This window comes from Homoserinimonas sp. A520 (genome assembly GCF_054489245.1).
On sequence record NZ_JBTMWX010000001.1, the window covers coordinates 224,696 to 244,360 of the forward strand.

A 19,665-nucleotide genomic window follows, 5' to 3' on the forward strand; every position below is an offset into this window, starting at 1 on the left:
GAGCGCGGGTCAATCCTTCGACGGCGGGCGAAACTTGACCGGCGCGTGAAGGGTTGACCCGCGCGCGGTGTAGTTCAGGAGTAGAGGGCCCCGGTACTCGCCGCCGTGCCGACGAACCAGAGCGGGATGAACACGAGAGCCAGCGTGAAGAGGAGAACGATCAACGCCAGCGCAAGTCCGGCATACCCGGTGATGATCCCGGTCAGGGAGAAGCCCTTGGCAGTCGGTTCCCTCTTCATTCCGATGTGCCCGAGGATGACCCCGGCGAGCGCCGGAAGGAAACCCATGAGGAAGAACGACAGCACCAGTCCTACGATGCCGCACACCATCGAGGCGATGCTCAGCCCGCGAGGGGGCGCCGGCTGGCCATAACCGGCGGGGGCGTAGTACGGGGATTGGCCCGGCTGGCCGTAGGCAGGTTGCCCATAGGGCTGTTGCGCTTCCGGGGCGACTGGAGCCTGGGTCGGCTGCGCGGATGGGGCCGGCGTGCTCGGGTCTTCTGTTGTCATGTGCACATGTTATCGAAGCGAAGCCACCCTCACTTAACTGCAGCAGGGGCACGCTGCTGACAGCGCACCCCTGCAGAACCAGAGTCCGGTTCTAGTAGTTGAACGCCCCCGACGCGCCGGCGCCCGCGAGCGCCACGATCCAGAAGATCAGGCCGATGACGGCGATGGCGAGGCTCACGATTCCGAGGATGATGCCGGTCAACCACAGGCCCTTGGATGCTTGCGGCTCCTTCTTCTTGCCGAGCACACCGAGGATGATGGCGGCCGCCGGAATGAACAGGCCCAGGATCGATCCGACAATCGGGATGACGACGATCCAGGCGCCGAGGAAGGCGACGATTCCGGCGATCAGGGAAATGATGCTCAGCACAGGTGCCTTTGCCGGTGCCGCCCCACTGGTGTAAGGGGTGCCAGCGGGCCCGGCCGTGTAGCCACTGTTCGGCGGGGTCGGCTCCGGCTGTGCGGGAGGCGTGGTGTCGGACATGGTGCTGGCTCCTTTGGTTGGTGAAAACGATTCAGCGCTGCCAATCGTGGCACTACCCCTATTGGAGTGTCAACGTGAGACGGACTGTTACGCCTGCACCGTGTTCACGCCTGCACCGCGTTCAAGCCTGCACTGTGGTGACCGGCAAAGTCGAGTCGGCACCGAACCCGAGGGACGACGGCGGATGCCCGGCCTCGATCAGCTGGGCACCGAGCGCCGCGATCATGGCACCGTTGTCTGTGCAGAGCGAGAGCGGAGGGATCCGCAACTCGATGCCGTGCTCCCTGCACCGTTGTTCGGCAAGCTCACGTACGCGGGCGTTCGCGACCACACCACCACCGAGCAGCAACCGCGGAACGCCCCGGTCGAGGCAGGCGGCGATCGCCTTGGTGAGCAGCACATCGACGACCGCCTCCCGAAAACTGGCCGCGACATCCGCCAATGGAATGTCATCACCGGCGTCCTGGTGCTGCTCCACCCAGCGCGCCACCGCGGTCTTCAGCCCGGAGAACGAGAAGTCGTAGCGATGCTTCTCGAGGTCTTTAGGTCTGCTCAGACCGCGGGGAAAGCGGATGGCCGTGGGGTCGCCGGTCGCGGCCAGGCGGTCGATCTGCGGCCCGCCAGGGTACGGGAGCCCGAGCAGCCGGGCGACCTTGTCGAACGCTTCGCCCGCCGCATCGTCGATGGTCTCGCCGAGCAATTCGACGTCGGCGATCAGGTCGCGCACGTGCAGGAGGGAGGTGTGCCCGCCGGAGACGAGCAGCGCGATGGTGGGGTATTCCAGCGGGCGAGCAGTCACATCCGTTTGGAGCACATCGGCGCCGACGTGGCCGACCAGGTGGTTGACGGCGTACAGGGGCTTGTCGAGGGCCACCGCCAGCGCCTTGGCCGCGCCGATCCCCACCATGAGGGCGCCCGACAGGCCTGGGCCGCTGGTGACGGCGATCGCGTCGAGGTCCTCCAGCGTGACTCCTGCCTCAGCGAGGGCGGCGCCCAGCGTTGGCGTGAGGGCTTCGAGGTGTGCTCGCGCCGCGATCTCGGGCACGACGCCGCCGTACCGCGCGTGCTCGTCCATGGAGGACGCGATGACGTTGGCAAGCAGCTGCGTGCCGCGAACGATGCCGACACCGGTCTCGTCGCAGCTGGTCTCGATGCCGAGGACGAGCGCGCTCATGACGACCCACCTGCCAATCGTGGCGCCGGCGGCAGGAGCGTGTGCCGCATCACCACGGCATCCACGTTGTCCGGTTGGTAGTAGCCGGCACGAACGGCGATCGGTTCGAACCCGAGCGCCTTGTAAAGCTTCTGGGCGCCGGGGTTGTCTGCCCGCACGTCGAGGAAGAGCCGAGCCGCACCCCGCTGGTGCGCTTCGGTCATCAATTGCCGCATAAGGGTACGGCCAAGACCCTGACGCCTGGCCGATGCCGCGACGGCGATGGTCTGGATGTCGGCATCCCCGGCGCCGACCGGGGCGAGAAGCCCGGCATAGCCGTCGACCTCGTCCGGCTCGTCGACCCTCACGGCGACGAGGTAATAGGTGTGCGGGCTCCGCAACTCGGCACGCATCGATTCGGTGGACCAGGCATCCGCCTCGAAGGTTGCCGTCTCAATGGCCATGATCGCGTTCAGGTCGTCCTCGCCTGCGCGGCGCAGCATCCAGGCCATCAGCTCACCCTCTTCGGACCGCTGGACACCGTCACGTCCGGCGACCGGAGGTAGAGCGGCTCTGAGCCGGCGAATGGCCGGCCGGCGGAGAACATGGTCTCCGCCAGAATGCCGAGGGCACCCGCGGAGACGACCTGTGCATCCAGCCGGGCGAAGCTGCCGAACCGGGGTACCGCCTCCGTGAGATCGTCGGGGCGCGCGAGGCCCGGTTCCCCGACCCGCACCGGTATTCCGGCGTCGTCGACACCGTCGTACGCCGACCAGTACACCTCTCGGCGCCGGGCATCCGTCACCACCAGCAACGGCCCGGATGCCCCGGCACGGTAGCTCTCGAATGCGATGGCATCGTGGCTCACCACGCGCACTGGCGGCTTCCCTGCCCCGAGGGCGAACGCGTTGCCTGCCGCGATGCCGACCCGGAGCCCGGTAAACGGGCCGGGGCCCATGCCGATGGCGATGCCGGACAGCTCGGGCACAGTCACCCCGGAATCGCGAAGGCATCCGTTGATCAGCTCACCGATGACCTCGGCGTGACGGCGCGTGTCCGGCTCGCTCAACTCGGCGATGACCCCGCGGTCGCGGTCGACGACCGCAACGCTGGTGCCCGCTGACGTGTCAATGGCGAGGAGCATCAGGCCAGCCTATTCCCGCCCCAATTGATGCCGGCCCAGCCGACAGCGCTCCAACGTTCGCCGTGACCGGTCAACCGAACCTCCCGCGGCTCGACTCCGTCTTCGGTCTCCTGCCCGCCAATGGGGCGGCGGATGTCCACCTGCAGCCACGCATCCGCGATCGCATCCAGCATGCCGGCCGCCCACTCCACCACCACGATTGACGCGTCGAAGTCGATATCGAGGTCGTCAAGCTCGGCCGCATCACCCAGCCGATAGGCATCGACGTGCACCAGGGGTGCTCCCCCGGACAGCCGCGGATGGGTGCGCGCCAGCACGAACGTCGGACTGGTGACTGTGCCGCGGATGCCGAGCGCCTCACCGAGCCCGCGCGTGAGCGTTGTCTTGCCCGCGCCCAGTTCACCGTTCAGGGCGACCACGTCACCGGCACGCAATTCGGTGGCGATGGTGGCACCGAGCTCCGCCATCTCCTCCGGGGTTGCGATGGTGATGCTGGTCACTGCCAGGTCCGCTCCACCCGTCCGCCGATGCGCGTGACGATCTCGTAGTTGATCGTCCCGGCGGCAACCGCCCAGTCGGCCGCCGTCGGCGCACCGGTCGCGGGGTCGCCGAACAGCACAGCGCGGTCGCCGACCTTCACCGGATCGTCGCCGACGTCGACCACCAGCTGGTCCATGGCGACGCGTCCGGCGACCGGGTACACTTTGCCCCCGATCATTACCGGCCCCTTGCCTGAGGCGTGCCGCGAAATGCCGTCGCCGTACCCGAGCGGCACGAGGGCGAGGGTGCTTTCCTGCGTCGTGCGATAGGTGTAGTTGTACGACACCGGGCTGCCCGAGGGAACCCGCTTCACCGAGATGATCGACGCGCTCAACTCCATCGCCGGTCGCAGCCCCAGCTCGGTCGCCGTGGTGTCTTCGAACGGGGAGAGCCCGTAGATGCCGACGCCAAGCCGCACCATGTCGAATCGCGCCTCCGGCACCCGGATGGTGGCCGCTGTCGCGGCGAGGTGCAGTCGGTCCACCGCGAGACCGGCCTCCCTCGCCATTGCAGCGGCCCGTTCGAAGGTCGCGACCTGAGCCAGGTCATCCGCCCGACTGGTCCCGGAGAGGTGGCTGAACAGGCCGACGACGCGGATGCGTCCCTGCCGCTCGTGCTCGGCCGCCGCCTCGAAGACCCGCTCCCACTCGGTGGCTACCATGCCGTTGCGGCCGAGTCCGGTGTCGACTTTCAGGTGCACGCGCGCGGGGGCGGATGCCCGACCGCCGGCTGCCGCGACCTGCTCCAGCTGTTCGGCATAGCTGACGCCCAATTGGATGCCTGCCGCCAACTCGGCATCGAAGGTGCTCTCCGGGCTGTGGATCCAGGCCAGCAGCGGCGCGGTCAGGCCCGCGGCGCGCAGGGCGAACGCTTCGGAGGCGTCAGCGACCCCGATGCAGTCCGCCCCGCCCTCCAGGGCGGCTCGTGCCGATTGCAGGGCGCCGTGCCCATAGCCGTCGGCCTTGACCACGGCCATGGCGAACGGGGTTCCAGCGATTCTCCGGAGCGTCTCGACGTTCGCCGAGATGGCCCCGAGATCGATGCGCGCCTCACGCAGTGGCCTGCTCATGCCGCTCCTTCAGCGATCACGTACGCGATGGCGAGGTCGGCATCGTGGCTCATCGACAGGTGAAAAGTGGCGATGCCGCGCTCATCCGCGACCTCTGCCACGCGATTGGCCAACTCGAACGACGGGTTGCGAAGGTCGTTCGAGATAATCCGGATGTCATGCCAGCGCACCCCATCCGAATCCCCGATCGCCTTGATGAGTGCCTCCTTCGCCGCGAAGCGCGCGGCGAGAGAACGCACCGGGAGCGTCCGACCGTCCGGGCGCTGTTCGCTCTCGGCGAACAGCCGGTCGAGCAACCGCGGCGTCCGGCTCGCGGCCCGCTCGAACCGCGGGACATCCACCAGGTCGACGCCGATGCCGACGATCATTTAACGGAGCTCCTTCGAGCACTGTGCTGACAAACCGGCGTCGCAGGCTCCGCCGGAGCTGGGGTCGCGAGATTGCTTCGCAATCTTCATAGCTCCACCGCTACTCGACCGTGACTGACTTGGCGAGGTTCCTCGGCTGGTCGACGTCGAGCCCCTTCGCCGCGGCAAGCTCCAGCGCAAAGATCTGCAGGGGAATGACAGCGAGCAGCGGCTCGATCAGCGGGCCGGCCAGCGGAAGCGGGATCACGACATCCGCGTAAGGAAGAACGGATGCGTCACCCTGCTCGGCAATGACCAGCACCCTGGCGCCGCGAGCGCGGATCTCCTGGATGTTCGAGACGACCTTCTTGTGCAGCGAGTCAGGATCCCGCGGGCTGGGCACGACGACGAACACCGGAATACCGGGTTCGATGAGCGCGATCGGACCGTGCTTCAACTCGCCGGCGGCAAAGCCCTCCGCGTGGATGTAGGCGATCTCCTTGAGCTTGAGGGCGCCCTCCAGTGCCACCGGGAAGCCGACGTTGCGACCCAGGAACAGCACCGAACGGGTGTCCGCCATCCAGCCGGCCAGCTGCTTGATCGAGTCGCGCTGCTCGAGAACGGTGTCCATCTGCGCAGGCACGTTCTGCAACTCGACCAGCATCGATGCAACCTCCGCATCGGACAGCGTGCCGCGCACGGCGGCAAGGTGCAGGCCGAGCAGGTAGAGCGCAACAACCTGCGCCACAAAGGCCTTCGTCGAGGCGACGGCCACCTCAGGGCCGGCATGGGTGTAAATGACGGCGTCCGATTCGCGCGGAATCGTCGCGCCCTGGGTGTTGCAGACCGAGATCGTGCGTGCGCCGTTGGCCGCCGCGTACTTGACCGCCATGAGGGTGTCCATGGTTTCGCCGGACTGGCTGATCGAGACCACCAGGGTGGTCGGCGTCAGCACCGGGTCGCGGTAGCGGAACTCGTGGGAGAGCTCGACGTCCACCGGGATCCGAGTCCACTTCTCGATCGCGTACTTGGCCAGCATTCCGGAATAGTTGGCGGTACCGGCGCCGACGATGACGATGCGGGTGACGCCCTTCAGCACATCCTCGCCCAGCGCATCCAGTTCGCTCAGGTGCACAACCCCGTCGACGGAACGACCCAGCAGCGTCTTGGCCACCGCCTCCGGTTCCTCGCTGATCTCCTTCGCCATGAAGCTGGACCAGCCGCCCTTCTCCGCAGCTGACGCGTCCCAGGAGACCTCGAACTCTGTCGCCTCGACGGTGTTGCCGTCGAAGTCGGTGACAACAACGGAGTCCGGCGTGATGGTGACCAGCTGGTCCTGACCGATCTCCATGGCGCGCCGTGTGTGCTCGACGAAAGCGGCGACATCCGACCCCAGGAAGTTCTCGCCGTCACCCAGCCCGATGACCAGGGGGGAGTTGCGGCGGGCGCCGACAACGACACCCGGCTGGTCGCAGTGCATGACGAGCAGGGTGAACGCCCCGTGCAGGCGCGACACCACGGTGCGTAGCGCAGTGGCCAGGTCTCCATGCTCCTGATAGGCCAGTCCGACCAGGATGGCGGCGACCTCAGAGTCGGTTTCGCTGTTGAAGACGGTGTCCGGGTGCTCGGCCAGCAGTTCCTGCTTGAGCTCGGCGAAGTTCTCGATGATGCCGTTGTGAATGAGGGCGAGCCTGCCGTTGTCGCCGAGGTGCGGGTGGGCGTTCTCGTCGTTGGGGCCGCCGTGGGTCGCCCAACGCGTGTGGCCGATACCGGTCGACCCGTTGGGCACCGGATTCGACTCCAGCTCATCGGTGAGCATCTGCAGTTTCCCGGCGCGCTTGCGCACGCCGAGGCTGCCATCCTCGTCCAGGACGGCGACGCCGGCAGAGTCGTACCCGCGATACTCGAGGCGTCGAAGGCCGCCCATGAGGACTTCGATGCTCTTGGCGTTGCCTACATAACCCACAATTCCACACATGCGCCTGATTTTACGGTACGCCGGCTGAGCCACCCGCCAGCCGGCATCAGACTAGGCTTTCTCGGGTGTCCGAAGCCACCTCCGCCAACGGAACGGGAACCCCGTTCGTCGAGATCGAGCGCGCCGATTGGGCTGCCCTCGCCGGCTCGACGAAATCCCCGCTCACCCCGGCCGAAGTGCTCGGGCTCCGCGGCCTCGGCGACGTGCTCAACCTCGACGAGGTGGCGGATGTCTACCTGCCGCTGAGCAGGCTCATCAACCTTTACGCCGTTGGCGCGAAGCGGCTGCACCAGTCGACCAGCGAGTTCCTGGGCCAGCGGGCGCCCAGCACGCCCTTCGTGATCGGCGTGGCCGGATCCGTCGCCGTGGGCAAGTCGACCATCGCCAGGCTGCTGCGCGAGCTCCTCGGCCGCTGGGAGCACACCCCCCGAGTGGAACTGGTCACCACCGACGGTTTCCTGTACCCGAACGCCGAACTCGAGCGCCGCGGCCTGATGGAGCGGAAGGGCTTCCCCGAGTCCTACGACCGGCGGTCACTCCTGCGGTTCGTCAGCAACGTGAAGAGCGGGGTGGAAGAGGTGCGCGCGCCGCTCTACTCGCACCTCAGCTACGACATCGTCCCGGATGCCCAGGTCGTGGTGCACAAGCCCGACATTCTCATCATGGAGGGCCTGAACGTGCTGCAGCCGCCCACCACGCAACACCGTCTCGCGGTCAGCGACCTGTTCGACTTCAGCGTCTACGTCGACGCCCGCACCTCAGACATCGCCACCTGGTACGAGGAGCGGTTCCTGAAGCTCCAGCGCGGCGCGTTCACCAACCCGGAATCGTACTTCCACCGGTACGCCTCGCTCAGTGAAGCGGATGCCCGGCGCACCGCCCGGGACATCTGGGGCCGCATCAACGAGCCCAACCTGACCCAGAACATCCGCCCCACGCGGTCGCGCGCCACTGCCGTGCTGCGCAAGAACTCACAGCATGCGGTGCACAGCATCCTGCTGCGCAAGATCTGACAGCAGTTACAGCGCGAGGCGGGAGCGCACCAGCTCGGCCAGTTCGGCCGACACCCTCTCAGCGGTCGCCAGTTCAGCCGCCTCCACCATGACCCTGACCATCGGCTCGGTGCCGGAGGGCCGCAACAGGATGCGCCCGCTGTCGCCGAGCTTCTCCTCCCATGCGGCCACTTCGGCGGCGATGACCTCGTCTTCGCGGATGCGGTGGTGGTCGACGTCACGGACGTTCACCATGACCTGTGGATACACCGTCATGATGTCGCACAGTTCGGCGAGGCTCTTGCCGGTTCGCGCCATCTCGGAGAGAACGTGCAACCCGGTGAGGATGCCGTCACCGGTGGTGGCGTGGTTGCTCATGATGACGTGGCCCGACTGCTCGCCGCCCAGGTTCAGGCCGTGCTCACCCAGCGCTTCAAGCACGTAACGGTCGCCGACAGCGGTGGTAAGCATCTCGATGCCGTGCTCGGCCATCGCCAGGCGCAGCCCGAGGTTGCTCATCACGGTGGTGACCAGTGTGTTCTTCGCGAGGATGCCGCGCTCTTTCATGGAGACCGCGAGGATCGCCATGATCTGGTCGCCGTCCACGTGGTTGCCGCGGTGGTCGACAGCGAGGCAGCGGTCGGCGTCACCGTCGTGGGCGATGCCGACATCCGCTCCGTGCTCCAGCACGGCCTTCGCCAGGTTGTCCAGGTGCGTCGACCCAACCCCGTCGTTGATGTTGAGGCCGTCCGGGTCGGCACCGATCACGGTGACGCGAGCACCCGCATCCGTGAACACCTGGGGCGAGACACCCGCGGCGGCACCGTTGGCGCAGTCGAGCACGACGTGGATGCCGTCCAGCCGATGCGGAAGCGTCGCCAGCAGGTGGAGGACGTAGCGGTCTTCGGCGTCGGCGAAGCGGGTGATGCGCCCGACCTCGACACCGGTCGGAGCCAGCTTTCCGTTGCTGAGCGCCGCCTCGATGCGATCCTCGACGATGTCGGGCAGTTTCGTTCCACCGACCGCGAAGAACTTGATGCCGTTGTCGGGTGCCGGGTTGTGCGATGCCGAGATCATGACACCGAAATCGGCACCGATGTCGCCGATCAGGAACGCGGCGGCCGGCGTCGGGATGACACCGGCGTCGAGCACATCAACACCGGAACTCGACAGCCCGGCAGCAACCGCCGCCGAGATGAACTCGCCCGAGATCCGGGGGTCGCGAGCGACCACCGCGATGGGCCGGCGACCGGATGCCCGGCGGCCGTCCGCGAATCGCCCTTTTCCGAGCACAACTGCAGCCGCCTGGGCAAGCCCGAGGGCAAGCTCAACGGTGACGTCTCGATTTGCGAGACCGCGGACCCCGTCGGTTCCGAACAAACGCCCCATTACAGCAGCAGCCCGCTACCGCGCGTTGCTTAGCGCTTCGAGAACTGCGACGCCTTGCGGGCCTTCTTGAGACCAGCCTTCTTGCGCTCGATGACGCGGGCGTCACGAGTCAGGAAGCCGGCCTTCTTGAGGGCGGGACGGTTGTTCTCGCGGTCGATCTCGTTCAGCGAACGGGCGATCGCGAGGCGCAGTGCGCCGGCCTGGCCGGAGGGGCCGCCACCGGTGATCTTCGCGATCACGTCGTAGCTTCCCAGGAGGTCGAGAACCTTGAACGGGTCGTTGATCAGCTGCTGGTGCAGCTTGTTCGGGAAGTACTCCACGAACTCACGACCGTTGACGGTGAAGGTGCCGGTGCCCGGCTTGATACGCACGCGGGCGATGGCCTGCTTGCGGCGGCCGACTGCGGCGCCGGGGACGTTGAGCACTGCACGCGGTGCCGCGGGGGCCTCCGATGCCGGCGTCTCGGTCGAATAGCTTTCCGGGGCCAGCGCGGTGGTGTCGATGGAGTCTGAAATCTTCGCCATGTTGTGGGAATCCTTGCTTGTACTGGCGCGCGCTACTGCGCGACCTGGCCGAGGGTGTAGGTCTTGGGCTGCTGGGCAGCGTGGGGGTGCTCGGCGCCTGCGTAGACCTTGAGCTTGGTGAGCTGCGCCCGACCAATGGAGTTCTTCGGAAGCATGCCACGGATGGCCTTCTCGACGGCACGCGTCGGGTGCTTCTCGAGCATCTCGGAGTAGGTGGTGGCCGTGAGCCCGCCCGGGTAACCGGAGTGGCGGTAGGCCTTCTTCTGCGCGAGCTTGGAGCCGGTGAGGGCAACCTTCTCGGCGTTGATGATGATGACGAAGTCGCCCATGTCCATGTGGGGGGCGAAGGTCGGCTTGTGCTTGCCGCGAAGCAAGGTCGCCGCGTGGCTGGCCAGACGACCGAGCACTACGTCGGTTGCGTCGATGATGACCCAGTCGCGCTGGACATCCTCGGGCTTGGGGGAAAAGGTGCGCGTCACAGTAAAGCTGCTTTCTGATCGAAATGAGATGTTCGTGAATCCCGCTCCGATGGTCGTTCCGCAACAGAGTGTTGGGGGAACGGTGCCGGTGGAGGGCTCATGATCGGATGCCGCGCACGGAGACGCTGACACCAAGGATCAACTGTAGCTCACGCGTGCTCAGTCGGTCAAACTGGTTGCCGCCCTGGGAATCAGCATCGGTGGCGCCTCGTCAGCCTGCCTTCTCGCCCTGGTCTGGTCGGCGCGGGCGGCGAGTCCATCATCCGCTGGATACCCGACTTCGACCATGGTGAGGCCCTTCGCCGGCATCACCTTGAACTCGCTTCCGCGGAGCTGTTCGTCGCGGATGCCGACCAGGCGTTCGGCAGGAACGTTGCCCTGGCCGACGGCGACACAGGCACCGACCAGCGAGCGCACCATGCTGTGGCAGAACGCGTCAGCCTTCACCTCGGCGACCAGCACCCCGTCCGGCTGCCGCGACCAGCTGAACTGCTGCAGGGTTCGGATGGTGGTGGCGCCCTCGCGCGGTTTGCAGAAGGCTGCCCAATCGTGCAGTCCGAGGAGGGATGCGGCGGCCTGGTTCATCAGGTCGACGTCGAGCACGGCCGGGTACCAGACCGTGTGACGGCGTTCGATCGGGTTCCGGGGCGCCAGGTTGTCGGCGATGCGGTACTGGTAGCGGCGCCACACCGCGGAGAAACGAGCATCGAAGCCGTCGGGTGCGAGAACCGAGCGGGACACATGGACGTCGCTGTTCAGCCCGGCGATGCCGTTGACCCGGCGCCCCAGCGAAGCCGGACCGTCGAACACCCGCCCGGCCAGCTTGCCGCGCCGGGGACGGGCTAGGCTTTCCAGCTGGTCGGGGGTGAGGTCTACGTGGGCGACCTGCCCGGTCGCGTGCACACCGGCATCCGTTCGCCCGGCAACGACCATCGTGGGGATCGGCGGGTGGCGCCTGAAGATCACGCCGAACGCCGCCTCGATCTCGCCCTGGACGGTCCGCATGCCGGGCTGCCTGGTCCAGCCGTAGAAGTCGGTGCCGTCGTAGGCCACATCCAGGCGGATGCGGGTGGTCGCGTCGTCGTGCACGCCCCGAGTCTATTCGCGCCATAGTGCCCGTTCCGGAGGAAAGTGCCCGTTCCGCGGGGCACTTCCCTCCGGAACGGGCACTTTCATGAGCGAGCAGTTGTCGGGTTTGACCCACCGGCATCCTTCAGAGGACGATCGATAGACACTCCTATGGCTGCAACGACCTCTGCCCCTGAACGCGTCGCGACGCCCGCGACGATTTCGCAGACCCCACACACGCCCACGTCCACGCCGCGGTACGCCGGGCTCGACGGCCTGCGGGCGATCGCCGTCATCACCGTCATCCTGTTCCACCTGACGCCGGGCGCGTTGCCCGGCGGGTTCCTCGGCGTCGACATCTTCTTCGTGATCAGCGGGTTCCTGATCACCAGCCTGCTGCTCAGCGAGCACGCGAAGAACGGCCGGATCGCTCTCGGCAACTTCTGGCGCCGCCGTGCGCGGCGGCTGCTTCCCGCTCTCGGCGTCCTGCTGCTGACCTGCTGTACCGCAGCGTGGATGATCGGCTCCGACCTGCTGGTCGGGCTCGGGCAACAAGTGCTGGGAGCGGCAACGTTCAGCGGCAACTGGCTCGCCATCGCTGCAGACCGCAGCTACTTCGACGAGACGACCCCGGAGCTCCTTCGCAACCTCTGGTCGCTCGCCGTCGAGGAGCAGTTCTACCTGCTCTGGCCCCTGGCCGTGCTGCTCCTGCTGCTCACCCGGCGCCGCTGGGTCCGGGTGACGATCGTGGCCGTGGCGGCCGTGGCATCCGCTGTGGGCATGACCATCCTCTTCGCGCCGGGGGCGGATGCGACGCGCGTCTACTACGGCACCGACACCCACAGCTTCGGCCTCACCCTTGGCGCGGTGCTCGCGCTCCTGGGAGCCGGCTGGTCGCGGCAGTCATCCGAGTGGCGTCGTGCGCCGAAGGTCGTGCTCCCGCTGGTCGGCCTGGCTGCGGTCGCGGCACTCATCGTCGCCTCCTTCCTGTTGGCAGCGGATGGCGCACTCGCCTATCAGGGCGGCCTGGCGGTCGTCGCACTCCTCAGCGCGCTGGCCATCCTGGGTTCCATCGTCCCCGGCTCGTATCTCGGGCGTGCCCTCGACATCCAGCCGCTTCGCTGGATCGGCGAGCGCTCCTACGGCCTGTACCTGTGGCATTGGCCGGTGTTCGTCCTCGTCGTCGGCGTGCTGCCGACGATGCCCAGAGTGGGCGGTGGCGGCTGGATGCTCGGAGGCATCGCCGCCGTCATCACCGTGGTGGCTGCGGCCATCTCGTACCGGTTCGTGGAGCAGCCGATCCGGCGGAACGGCTTCCGGGCATCGTTCGCCGGCTTCGCCTCGCAATGGAACCGGTCGGGCATGCGCGCCGTCGGGGTGGCGATAGTCGGCATGCTGGTTCTCGCCGGCAGCGCGACCACCGTGGCCGGCATCGTGGCCGATCCGGGCAAGGGGGCGGCCCAGACCCAGATCGAGGCCGGGCAGCAGGCGGTCGAGCGGCAGACGCCGCCAACGGATGCCGCGGCCGAGGCTCCGGAGGAGAGCGCGCCCGCCGGCCTCCCCGGCGGAGACCAGATCACCGCGATCGGCGACTCCGTGATGCTCGCGTCGGCAACCGAACTGCAGAACGCGTTCCCGGGCATCCAGATCGACGCTACGGTGTCCCGGCAACTGTCCCAGGCACCGCAAATCGTTGAATCGATGCTCGCCGCTGGCACCCTTCGTCCAACCGTCGTCATCGGGCTGGGCACCAACGGCCCGATCGACGTGGCCGCACTCGCGCGTCTTCGGGAGTTGGCCGGCACCGATCACCAACTGGTGCTCGTGAACGTCTTCGCGCCACGGTGGTGGACCGAAGGGGTCAACGCGAACCTCTCCGACTTCGCGCAACAGTACCGGGCGGTCGAGTTGGCGAATTGGCGCGACTCCATCTCCGGCCAGCTTCAACTGCTCGCGCGCGACCAGATCCACCCGGGGGATGCGGGAGGACGGGTCTACGTGGGTGCGGTACGCGATGCCCTTCAACGCCTCTCTGAGCTTCCCCCGCTGCTCGGCCCCCGCGACTATGGGCTGGCACCGCTGCCCACGTGAGCAAGTGAGATAGTTGATGGATGCCGTCCCACGCCAAGCACCGCGTCATCACCATCGGCGAGACCATGGTGTTGGTGACGCCGGCGACCAACGAGTCGTTGGAGGCAGCGGATGCGTTCCGGCTCGACATCGGGGGCGCAGAGTCCAATGTCGCCACGCACCTGGCCGCACTCGGCCACGAAGCCTCCTGGGTGAGTCGCGTCGGTGATGACGCCCTCGGGCGCCGGCTCGTCGCGATGATTCGGGCGCGCGGAGTGGACACCAGCATGGTGGAGGTCAGCGGCGACGCCCCCACCGGCGTGTATTTCAAGAACCCGGGCGATGGCGTGCTGTACTACCGCCGAGGTTCGGCCGCATCGACACTCGACCCCGGCATCCTGGACCAGGTTCCACTGCTGGAGGCGAAACTCGTGCACGTTTCGGGCATCACACCGGCCCTGTCCGCGAGCTGCAGCGCGCTCATCGACTCCGTGCTCGATCGTCTCGAGGAGACCAGCACACTGGTGAGCTTCGACGTCAATTACCGGCCGGCGCTGTGGAGCGTGGCCGAAGCTGCGCCGCGACTGCATCGGCTGGCCCAGCGCGCGGACGTGGTCTTCGTCGGCCTCGACGAGGCGGAAACCCTGTGGGGAACGCGCACCCCGGACGAGGTCCGCTCCATTCTTCACGCGCCCAGCCGGCTGGTGATCAAGGATTCGGATGTCGGCGCGACCGAGTACTCCCCCACCGGCGAACTCTTCGTGCCCGCGCTGAAAGTCGACGTCATCGAAGCCGTCGGCGCCGGTGATGCCTTCGCCGCCGGGTACCTGGCCGCCGACCTCGACGGACGGGAAGCGTTCGACCGCCTGACCGCCGGCCACCAGCGGGCCGCATTGGTGCTGAGGTCGCTGAGTGACTACGTCGCCGACAACCACCTGGACGAGAGGGAAAACTGATGACCACGATCTCCAACGCACAACTGGCGGAACTATTCGAGGGCCAGCGACTGATGGCGATCCTGCGCGGCTTCGGCGCCGAGAAGAGTGTTGCCCTGGCGCAACAGGCTTGGGAATTAGGAATCGATTGCGTCGAAGTACCGATCCAGTCCCACGAAGACGTCGATGCGCTACGCGCGGTCGTCGAAGCCGGGGAGGCGATCGGCAAGCCGGTCGGCGCCGGAACCGTCGTCAGCCTCGACCACGTGAGGCAGGCACGGATGGCAGGCGCCGCCTTCACGGTGAGCCCCGGCTACGACCTGACGGTCTCCCATGCGTCGTTCGAAGCCGGCATGCCGCCACTGCCTGGCGTCGCGACGGCCTCGGAAGTGCAGGCGGCCATGAAAGACGGGCTCACCTGGCTGAAGGCGTTTCCGGCAGCGCTACTCGGCCCCCGATGGTTCGGCATGATGGCCGGGCCGTTCCCGGGTGCGAAGTTCGTGGCCACCGGAGGGATGGATGCGTCCAACGCCGAGGATTTCCTCGCCGGCGGCGCGCACGTCGTGGCTGTCGGCTCAGCGCTCGGCGACCCCGAACAGCTTCCCCGCCTCGCCGCACTCGCTCGCCGCTAGCGCCTGCGTTAACGCAGTTCGGGCCCCGCTTCTCAGCGGAGCCCGAACCAGAGTCTTAGTGGACTACTTCTTGCCCTGCCCCTGGACGGGAGGGTTCGCGCCCTGCGCTTCCTGTGCAGCAGCATCCGCAGCCTCGACCGAAGCCTCGTCAACCGGCTCAGCCGTGTTCTCGACGGGAACCTCGGTGGCCTCCGGCTCCGTGGTCACGTCATCCGCGACCTCGGCAACAGTCTCCTCGACAGGAGCGGCCTTCGCCGGCTTCTCCGCCTTGGTGGTCGCCTTCGCCTTCGGCTTGGCGTTGACCGGCTCGAGAACGAGCTCCATCTGCACCATCGACGCGTTGTCGCCCTTGCGGAAGCCGAGCTTCGTGATGCGGGTGTAGCCGCCCTGGCGGTCAGCGACCAGCGGCGCGATCTCGGTGAAGAGTTCGTGCACGACAGTCTTGTCGCTGATCATGCCGAGTACGCGGCGGCGAGAGTGCAGGTCTCCGCGCTTGGCGAAGGTGATCATTCGCTCGGCGACCGGGCGCAGGCGCTTGGCACGCATCTCGGTGGTCTTGATCGACTTGTGGGTGAACAGCGATGCGGCGAGGTTGCGCAGCATCAGGCGTTCGTGGGCCGGGCCTCCTCCGAGGCGGGCACCCTTTGTGGGCTTTGGCATTTTCTAAATCTCCAGAATCAAAGTGGTCTCAGCCAGTCGCGAGCGACGGACCTAGTTGCTCTCGTCGGCGTCGTCGTAGCTGTAGAAGTGCGCGCCATCGAACCCGGGAACGGTGTCCTTCAGCGACAGGCCCATCTCCACCAGCTTGTCCTTCACCTCATCCACCGACTTCTGACCGAAGTTGCGGATGTTCATGAGCTGCGTCTCCGAGAGGGCGACCAGTTCACTGACGTTGTTGATGCCCTCGCGCTTGAGGCAGTTGTAGCTGCGCACAGAGAGGTCGAGGTCTTCGATCGGCATGCTGAGCTCGGTGGAGAGAACAGCATCGACCGGAGCCGGGCCGATCTCGATACCTTCAGCTGCCGAGTTGAGCTCGCGCGCCAGGCCGAACAGCTCGACCAGGGTCTTGCCGGCGGATGCGATCGCGTCGCGAGGGGTGATCGCCGACTTGGTCTCGACATCCACCACCAGGCGGTCGAAGTCGGTGCGCTCACCGGCACGAGTCGCCTCGACGCGGTAGGTCACCTTCAGCACGGGCGAGTAGATCGAGTCGATCGGAACCTGGCCGGCCTCGCTGTACTCGTTGCGGTTCTGCGTCGCCGACACGTAGCCGCGGCCACGCTCGATGGTCAGCTCGAGCTCGAACTTCGCCTTGTCGTTCAGGGTGGCGATGAGCAGTTCCGGGTTGTGGATCTCAACACCCGCCGGAGCCGAGATGTCGGCTGCGGTGACCTGCCCTGCACCCTGCTTGCGCAGGTAGGCGGTGATCGGCTCGTCGTGCTCGCTTGAGACGACCAGGCCCTTGATGTTCAGGATGATCTCGGTGACGTCCTCTTTCACGCCGGCGATGGTGCTGAACTCGTGGAGCACGCCGTCGATGCGGATGCTGGTGACAGCGGCTCCGGGGATCGACGACAGGAGGGTGCGACGGAGGGAGTTTCCGAGGGTGTAACCGAATCCGGGTTCCAGCGGTTCGATGATGAACCGTGAACGGAACTCGGAGATGTTCTCTTCGGTCAGGGTGGGACGCTGTGCAATGAGCACGTGTATTCCTTTCGGCAAAGTGTCCGCTATTTGACACTTAGGCGTTTCAACGGGTGGCTGGCCCGCTGGTATTCATGTTGAGTTGTGGTCGAAATCTGTGGATTGAGTAGGGCCGCCAGGCCCGTATCGAAACCTCGGTACGACTTGCTCGAACCCGGTGTCTCGATACGCTCGCTGGCGCTCGCTACTCGACCCGCAGAGGGGTCTGCGCCTGACGGCGCCTTAGACCCTTCTGCGCTTCGGCGGGCGGCAACCGTTGTGCGCCTGCGGGGTGACGTCGTTGATCGAGCCGACCTCGAGGCCTGCTGCCTGAAGTGAACGGATCGCCGTCTCGCGACCTGAACCCGGTCCCTTGACGAAGACATCGACCTTCTTGACGCCGTGCTCCTGCGCCTGACGTGCAGCGGACTCAGCCGACATCTGCGCGGCGTACGGGGTGGACTTGCGCGAGCCCTTGAAGCCGACGACGCCGGATGACGACCAGCTCAGGACCGCACCAGTCGGGTCGGTGATGGTGACGATCGTGTTGTTGAAGGTCGACTTGATGTGGGCCTGGCCCACGGCGACGTTCTTCTTTTCCTTGCGACGCGGCTTGCGAGCGGCCGATTTTGGTGCTGCCAATGTTCTCTCCTAAGACTGTGTTTGGCGATGCGAGCCGAATGGCTGCTATCGGGCCTTCTTCTTGCCGGCGACGGTGCGCTTCGGGCCCTTGCGGGTGCGAGCGTTGGTCTTGGTGCGCTGTCCGTGCACGGGCAGGCCGCGACGGTGACGGATGCCCTGGTAGCTTCCGATCTCGACCTTGCGGCGGATGTCGGCAGCGACCTCACGGCGAAGGTCACCCTCAACCTTGTAGTTGCCCTCGATGTAATCGCGAAGGGCAATCAGCTGTTCGTCGGTGAGATCCTTGACGCGGATCTCGCCGCTGATTCCGGTGTCCGCAAGCGCTTTGAGCGACTTCGTGCGGCCAACACCGTAGATGTAGGTAAGTGCGACTTCGACGCGCTTATCGCGCGGGATGTCTACTCCTGCTAGACGAGCCATGATGGCTTCTCCTCAAAATGATGAGTGGAGGTCTGTCACAACACCGCTACACCGGCCTCCAACCGATGGTGTCCCCGCTCGCGCGGTTCTGGTGTTGCTTTCTGTATTTTCTGTGTTCAGTTGTGTCCGCTCAGCGAGCGGATTAACCCTGACGCTGCTTGTGGCGGGCGTTGGACTTGCAGATGACCATGACGACGCCGTTGCGACGAATCACCTTGCAGTGCTCGCAGATCGGCTTGACGCTGGGGTTGACCTTCATTGTGTTTCCTTGATTTTCGCTGTCTTCGTACCCGCAGTGTGCTGCGGGCCGTTACTTTCCAGCAGGCGCTTGTTACGGCACTACTTGTAGCGGTAGACGATCCGACCCCTGGTCAGGTCGTATGGGCTCAGTTCCACGATCACACGGTCTTCGGGCAGGATGCGGATGTAGTGCTGCCGCATCTTCCCCGAAATGTGAGCAAGAACTTTATGGCCGTTCGTCAACTCAACGCGAAACATCGCGTTGGGCAGAGCTTCAACTACTGCGCCCTCGATCTCGATGACACCGTCTTTTTTGGCCATAACCTTTTCATCGCTAAATGTATTGTTTGCTGGTCGTGCGTTGGATTGTGGTGTCGAGCCCGGTCACCCGGGAAGTGGCTCGCAGAAACGGCCATAAGACACCAAGGGACAATCCTAGGCTATTCTGCGGCGTTTCGCGAATTCGATCCGCACCCCTGTGGGTTGAGTAGGCCGCCCGCGGCCGTATCGAAACCTGCCTAGGGAATGGGAACCGGGATCACGCCGAGGGGCGCGAGCTCGGACGCGCCACCGTCGTGTGAGGTCAGCACCCAGATGCCGTCGGCGTGCACCGCAACCGAGTGCTCCCAGTGGGAGGCGGATGTTCCGTCGCTGGTCGCCACCGTCCAGTCGTCTTCCCGGGTGAACGTGTCGATGCCACCCAGGGTGACCATCGGCTCGATCGCGACGGCCAGTCCGGGCTTCACTGCCGGACCCCGCTCGCGCACGCGATAGTTGAACACCGGCGGTGCTTCGTGCATCGACCGGCCGATGCCGTGGCCGACGTAGTCCTCCAGGATGCCGAAGACCGTTCCGTCTGCACGGGACGGGTGCGACTCGATGTACTCCTCGATCGCCTCCCCGACTTCGTTCAGGTGACGCGCCTGTGCCAGGGCGGCGATCCCCCGCCACAGTGAACCCTCGGTCACTTCGGACAGAAGCTCCCGTTGCGCGACCAGTTCGGGGCGGTCGGCATCGGGAAGAACCACGGTGAATGCGGCGTCTCCGTTCCAGCCGTCCACCTGGGCTCCGCAGTCGATGGACACGATGTCGCCGGACTGGAGAACGCGGTCGCCGGGAATACCGTGCACCACGTCCTCATTGACGGATGCACAGACCGTGTGCCGGTAACCGGGCACCAGCGCGAAGTTCGGCTCTCCCCCGCCATCACGAATGACCTTCTCGGCAATGGCATCCAGTTCACCCGTGGTGACACCGGGACGGATTGCTGCACGAACCGCGTCCAGCGCCTGAGCGGTGAGCAGGCCGGGGGCGACCATCAGCCGAAGCTGGGCCGGTGACTTGTAAATGCTCTTGCGCAGGCTCAC

At 66.3% G+C, this 19,665-nt stretch carries 24 protein-coding genes; 4 read left to right on the forward strand and 20 right to left on the reverse strand.

The features are described from left to right. Positions 1-74 precede the first annotated feature (74 nt). From ACX3PH_RS01115 to glmS, 9 genes are all read right to left on the reverse strand, one after another. Positions 75-509, reverse strand: a complete 435-nt coding sequence (locus ACX3PH_RS01115) for a DUF4190 domain-containing protein (protein ID WP_459088498.1) — start codon at positions 507-509, stop codon at positions 75-77. Positions 510-600: 91 nt separating this feature from the next. Further along, the gene (locus tag ACX3PH_RS01120) at positions 601-993 is read right to left on the reverse strand and encodes a DUF4190 domain-containing protein (protein ID WP_459088500.1); all 393 of its coding nucleotides are present in this window, start codon (positions 991-993) and stop codon (positions 601-603) included. A 121-nt stretch (positions 994-1,114) separates the two neighbouring features. Continuing rightward, positions 1,115-2,167, reverse strand: a complete 1,053-nt coding sequence (gene tsaD, locus ACX3PH_RS01125) for a tRNA (adenosine(37)-N6)-threonylcarbamoyltransferase complex transferase subunit TsaD (protein ID WP_459088502.1) — start codon at positions 2,165-2,167, stop codon at positions 1,115-1,117. Then, positions 2,164-2,658, reverse strand: a complete 495-nt coding sequence (gene rimI / locus ACX3PH_RS01130; RefSeq protein ID WP_459088504.1) for a ribosomal protein S18-alanine N-acetyltransferase — start codon at positions 2,656-2,658, stop codon at positions 2,164-2,166. Before rimI ends, tsaD begins: the two co-directional genes overlap by 4 nt. After that, the gene (gene tsaB / locus ACX3PH_RS01135; protein ID WP_459088506.1) at positions 2,658-3,290 is read right to left on the reverse strand and encodes a tRNA (adenosine(37)-N6)-threonylcarbamoyltransferase complex dimerization subunit type 1 TsaB; all 633 of its coding nucleotides are present in this window, start codon (positions 3,288-3,290) and stop codon (positions 2,658-2,660) included. The genes rimI and tsaB overlap by 1 nt, the downstream gene beginning before the upstream one ends. Beyond that, complete coding sequence (gene tsaE, locus ACX3PH_RS01140; protein WP_459088508.1) at positions 3,290-3,790, reverse strand: tRNA (adenosine(37)-N6)-threonylcarbamoyltransferase complex ATPase subunit type 1 TsaE; 501 nt, start codon at positions 3,788-3,790, stop codon at positions 3,290-3,292. Before tsaE ends, tsaB begins: the two co-directional genes overlap by 1 nt. Next, the gene (gene alr, locus ACX3PH_RS01145; RefSeq protein ID WP_459088510.1) at positions 3,787-4,899 is read right to left on the reverse strand and encodes an alanine racemase; all 1,113 of its coding nucleotides are present in this window, start codon (positions 4,897-4,899) and stop codon (positions 3,787-3,789) included. The genes tsaE and alr overlap by 4 nt, the downstream gene beginning before the upstream one ends. Next, positions 4,896-5,267 (reverse strand): holo-ACP synthase, encoded by a 372-nt coding sequence (locus ACX3PH_RS01150; protein WP_459088512.1) that lies wholly within the window; start codon positions 5,265-5,267, stop codon positions 4,896-4,898. The genes alr and ACX3PH_RS01150 overlap by 4 nt, the downstream gene beginning before the upstream one ends. A 100-nt stretch (positions 5,268-5,367) precedes the next feature. Continuing rightward, positions 5,368-7,224 carry a glutamine--fructose-6-phosphate transaminase (isomerizing) gene (gene glmS, locus ACX3PH_RS01155; protein ID WP_459088514.1) on the reverse strand — a complete coding sequence of 619 codons (1,857 nt, stop codon included), beginning with the start codon at positions 7,222-7,224 and terminating at the stop codon, positions 5,368-5,370. A gap of 65 nt (positions 7,225-7,289) precedes the next feature. Between glmS and coaA the strand changes: the two genes are divergently transcribed. Beyond that, complete coding sequence (gene coaA / locus ACX3PH_RS01160; RefSeq protein WP_459088516.1) at positions 7,290-8,237, forward strand: type I pantothenate kinase; 948 nt, start codon at positions 7,290-7,292, stop codon at positions 8,235-8,237. A 6-nt stretch (positions 8,238-8,243) separates the two neighbouring features. Here coaA and glmM read toward each other — a convergent pair whose 3' ends face one another. From glmM to truA, 4 genes are all read right to left on the reverse strand, one after another. After that, the gene (gene glmM / locus ACX3PH_RS01165) at positions 8,244-9,605 is read right to left on the reverse strand and encodes a phosphoglucosamine mutase (RefSeq protein WP_459088518.1); all 1,362 of its coding nucleotides are present in this window, start codon (positions 9,603-9,605) and stop codon (positions 8,244-8,246) included. 29 nt (positions 9,606-9,634) lie between these two features. Then, on the reverse strand, positions 9,635-10,129 hold the full coding sequence (gene rpsI, locus ACX3PH_RS01170) for a 30S ribosomal protein S9 (RefSeq protein ID WP_459088520.1): 495 nt from the start codon (positions 10,127-10,129) through the stop codon (positions 9,635-9,637). Positions 10,130-10,161: 32 nt separating this feature from the next. Next, positions 10,162-10,608: a 50S ribosomal protein L13 gene (gene rplM, locus ACX3PH_RS01175; RefSeq protein ID WP_459088522.1), complete on the reverse strand. Its 447-nt coding sequence runs from the start codon at positions 10,606-10,608 to the stop codon at positions 10,162-10,164. Positions 10,609-10,767: 159 nt separating this feature from the next. After that, a complete protein-coding gene (gene truA, locus ACX3PH_RS01180; protein ID WP_459088524.1) occupies positions 10,768-11,697 on the reverse strand; it encodes a tRNA pseudouridine(38-40) synthase TruA in 930 nt (309 codons plus the stop codon). A gap of 150 nt (positions 11,698-11,847) precedes the next feature. Here truA and ACX3PH_RS01185 point away from each other — a divergent pair, with 150 nt between their 5' ends. Genes ACX3PH_RS01185 through ACX3PH_RS01195 form a run of 3 tightly spaced genes read left to right on the forward strand, consistent with a single transcriptional unit; the run spans position 11,848 to position 15,313 of the window. After that, positions 11,848-13,767 (forward strand): acyltransferase family protein, encoded by a 1,920-nt coding sequence (locus ACX3PH_RS01185; RefSeq protein ID WP_459088526.1) that lies wholly within the window; start codon positions 11,848-11,850, stop codon positions 13,765-13,767. Between the two features lie 20 nt (positions 13,768-13,787). Next, on the forward strand, positions 13,788-14,702 hold the full coding sequence (locus ACX3PH_RS01190) for a sugar kinase (RefSeq protein ID WP_459088528.1): 915 nt from the start codon (positions 13,788-13,790) through the stop codon (positions 14,700-14,702). Then, a complete protein-coding gene (locus ACX3PH_RS01195) occupies positions 14,702-15,313 on the forward strand; it encodes a bifunctional 4-hydroxy-2-oxoglutarate aldolase/2-dehydro-3-deoxy-phosphogluconate aldolase (RefSeq protein WP_459088530.1) in 612 nt (203 codons plus the stop codon). Before ACX3PH_RS01190 ends, ACX3PH_RS01195 begins: the two co-directional genes overlap by 1 nt. A gap of 63 nt (positions 15,314-15,376) precedes the next feature. On the opposite strand, the gene rplQ is transcribed toward ACX3PH_RS01195, so the two are convergent. The 7 genes from rplQ to map all read right to left on the reverse strand — a co-directional run bounded on the left by rplQ (position 15,377) and on the right by map (position 19,665). Further along, positions 15,377-15,973 (reverse strand): 50S ribosomal protein L17, encoded by a 597-nt coding sequence (rplQ, locus tag ACX3PH_RS01200; protein WP_459088532.1) that lies wholly within the window; start codon positions 15,971-15,973, stop codon positions 15,377-15,379. A gap of 51 nt (positions 15,974-16,024) precedes the next feature. Further along, positions 16,025-17,017, reverse strand: a complete 993-nt coding sequence (locus ACX3PH_RS01205) for a DNA-directed RNA polymerase subunit alpha (RefSeq protein ID WP_459088534.1) — start codon at positions 17,015-17,017, stop codon at positions 16,025-16,027. 222 nt (positions 17,018-17,239) lie between these two features. Further along, complete coding sequence (gene rpsK / locus ACX3PH_RS01210) at positions 17,240-17,638, reverse strand: 30S ribosomal protein S11 (protein ID WP_141880968.1); 399 nt, start codon at positions 17,636-17,638, stop codon at positions 17,240-17,242. A 45-nt stretch (positions 17,639-17,683) separates the two neighbouring features. Further along, the gene (rpsM, locus tag ACX3PH_RS01215; RefSeq protein WP_459088537.1) at positions 17,684-18,058 is read right to left on the reverse strand and encodes a 30S ribosomal protein S13; all 375 of its coding nucleotides are present in this window, start codon (positions 18,056-18,058) and stop codon (positions 17,684-17,686) included. Positions 18,059-18,200: 142 nt separating this feature from the next. Beyond that, positions 18,201-18,317: a 50S ribosomal protein L36 gene (gene rpmJ / locus ACX3PH_RS01220; protein ID WP_459088539.1), complete on the reverse strand. Its 117-nt coding sequence runs from the start codon at positions 18,315-18,317 to the stop codon at positions 18,201-18,203. An 80-nt stretch (positions 18,318-18,397) separates the two neighbouring features. Further along, a complete protein-coding gene (gene infA / locus ACX3PH_RS01225; protein ID WP_022883252.1) occupies positions 18,398-18,619 on the reverse strand; it encodes a translation initiation factor IF-1 in 222 nt (73 codons plus the stop codon). Positions 18,620-18,816: 197 nt separating this feature from the next. Next, positions 18,817-19,665, reverse strand: coding sequence for a type I methionyl aminopeptidase (gene map / locus ACX3PH_RS01230; protein WP_459088547.1), 849 nt, complete (start codon positions 19,663-19,665; stop codon positions 18,817-18,819).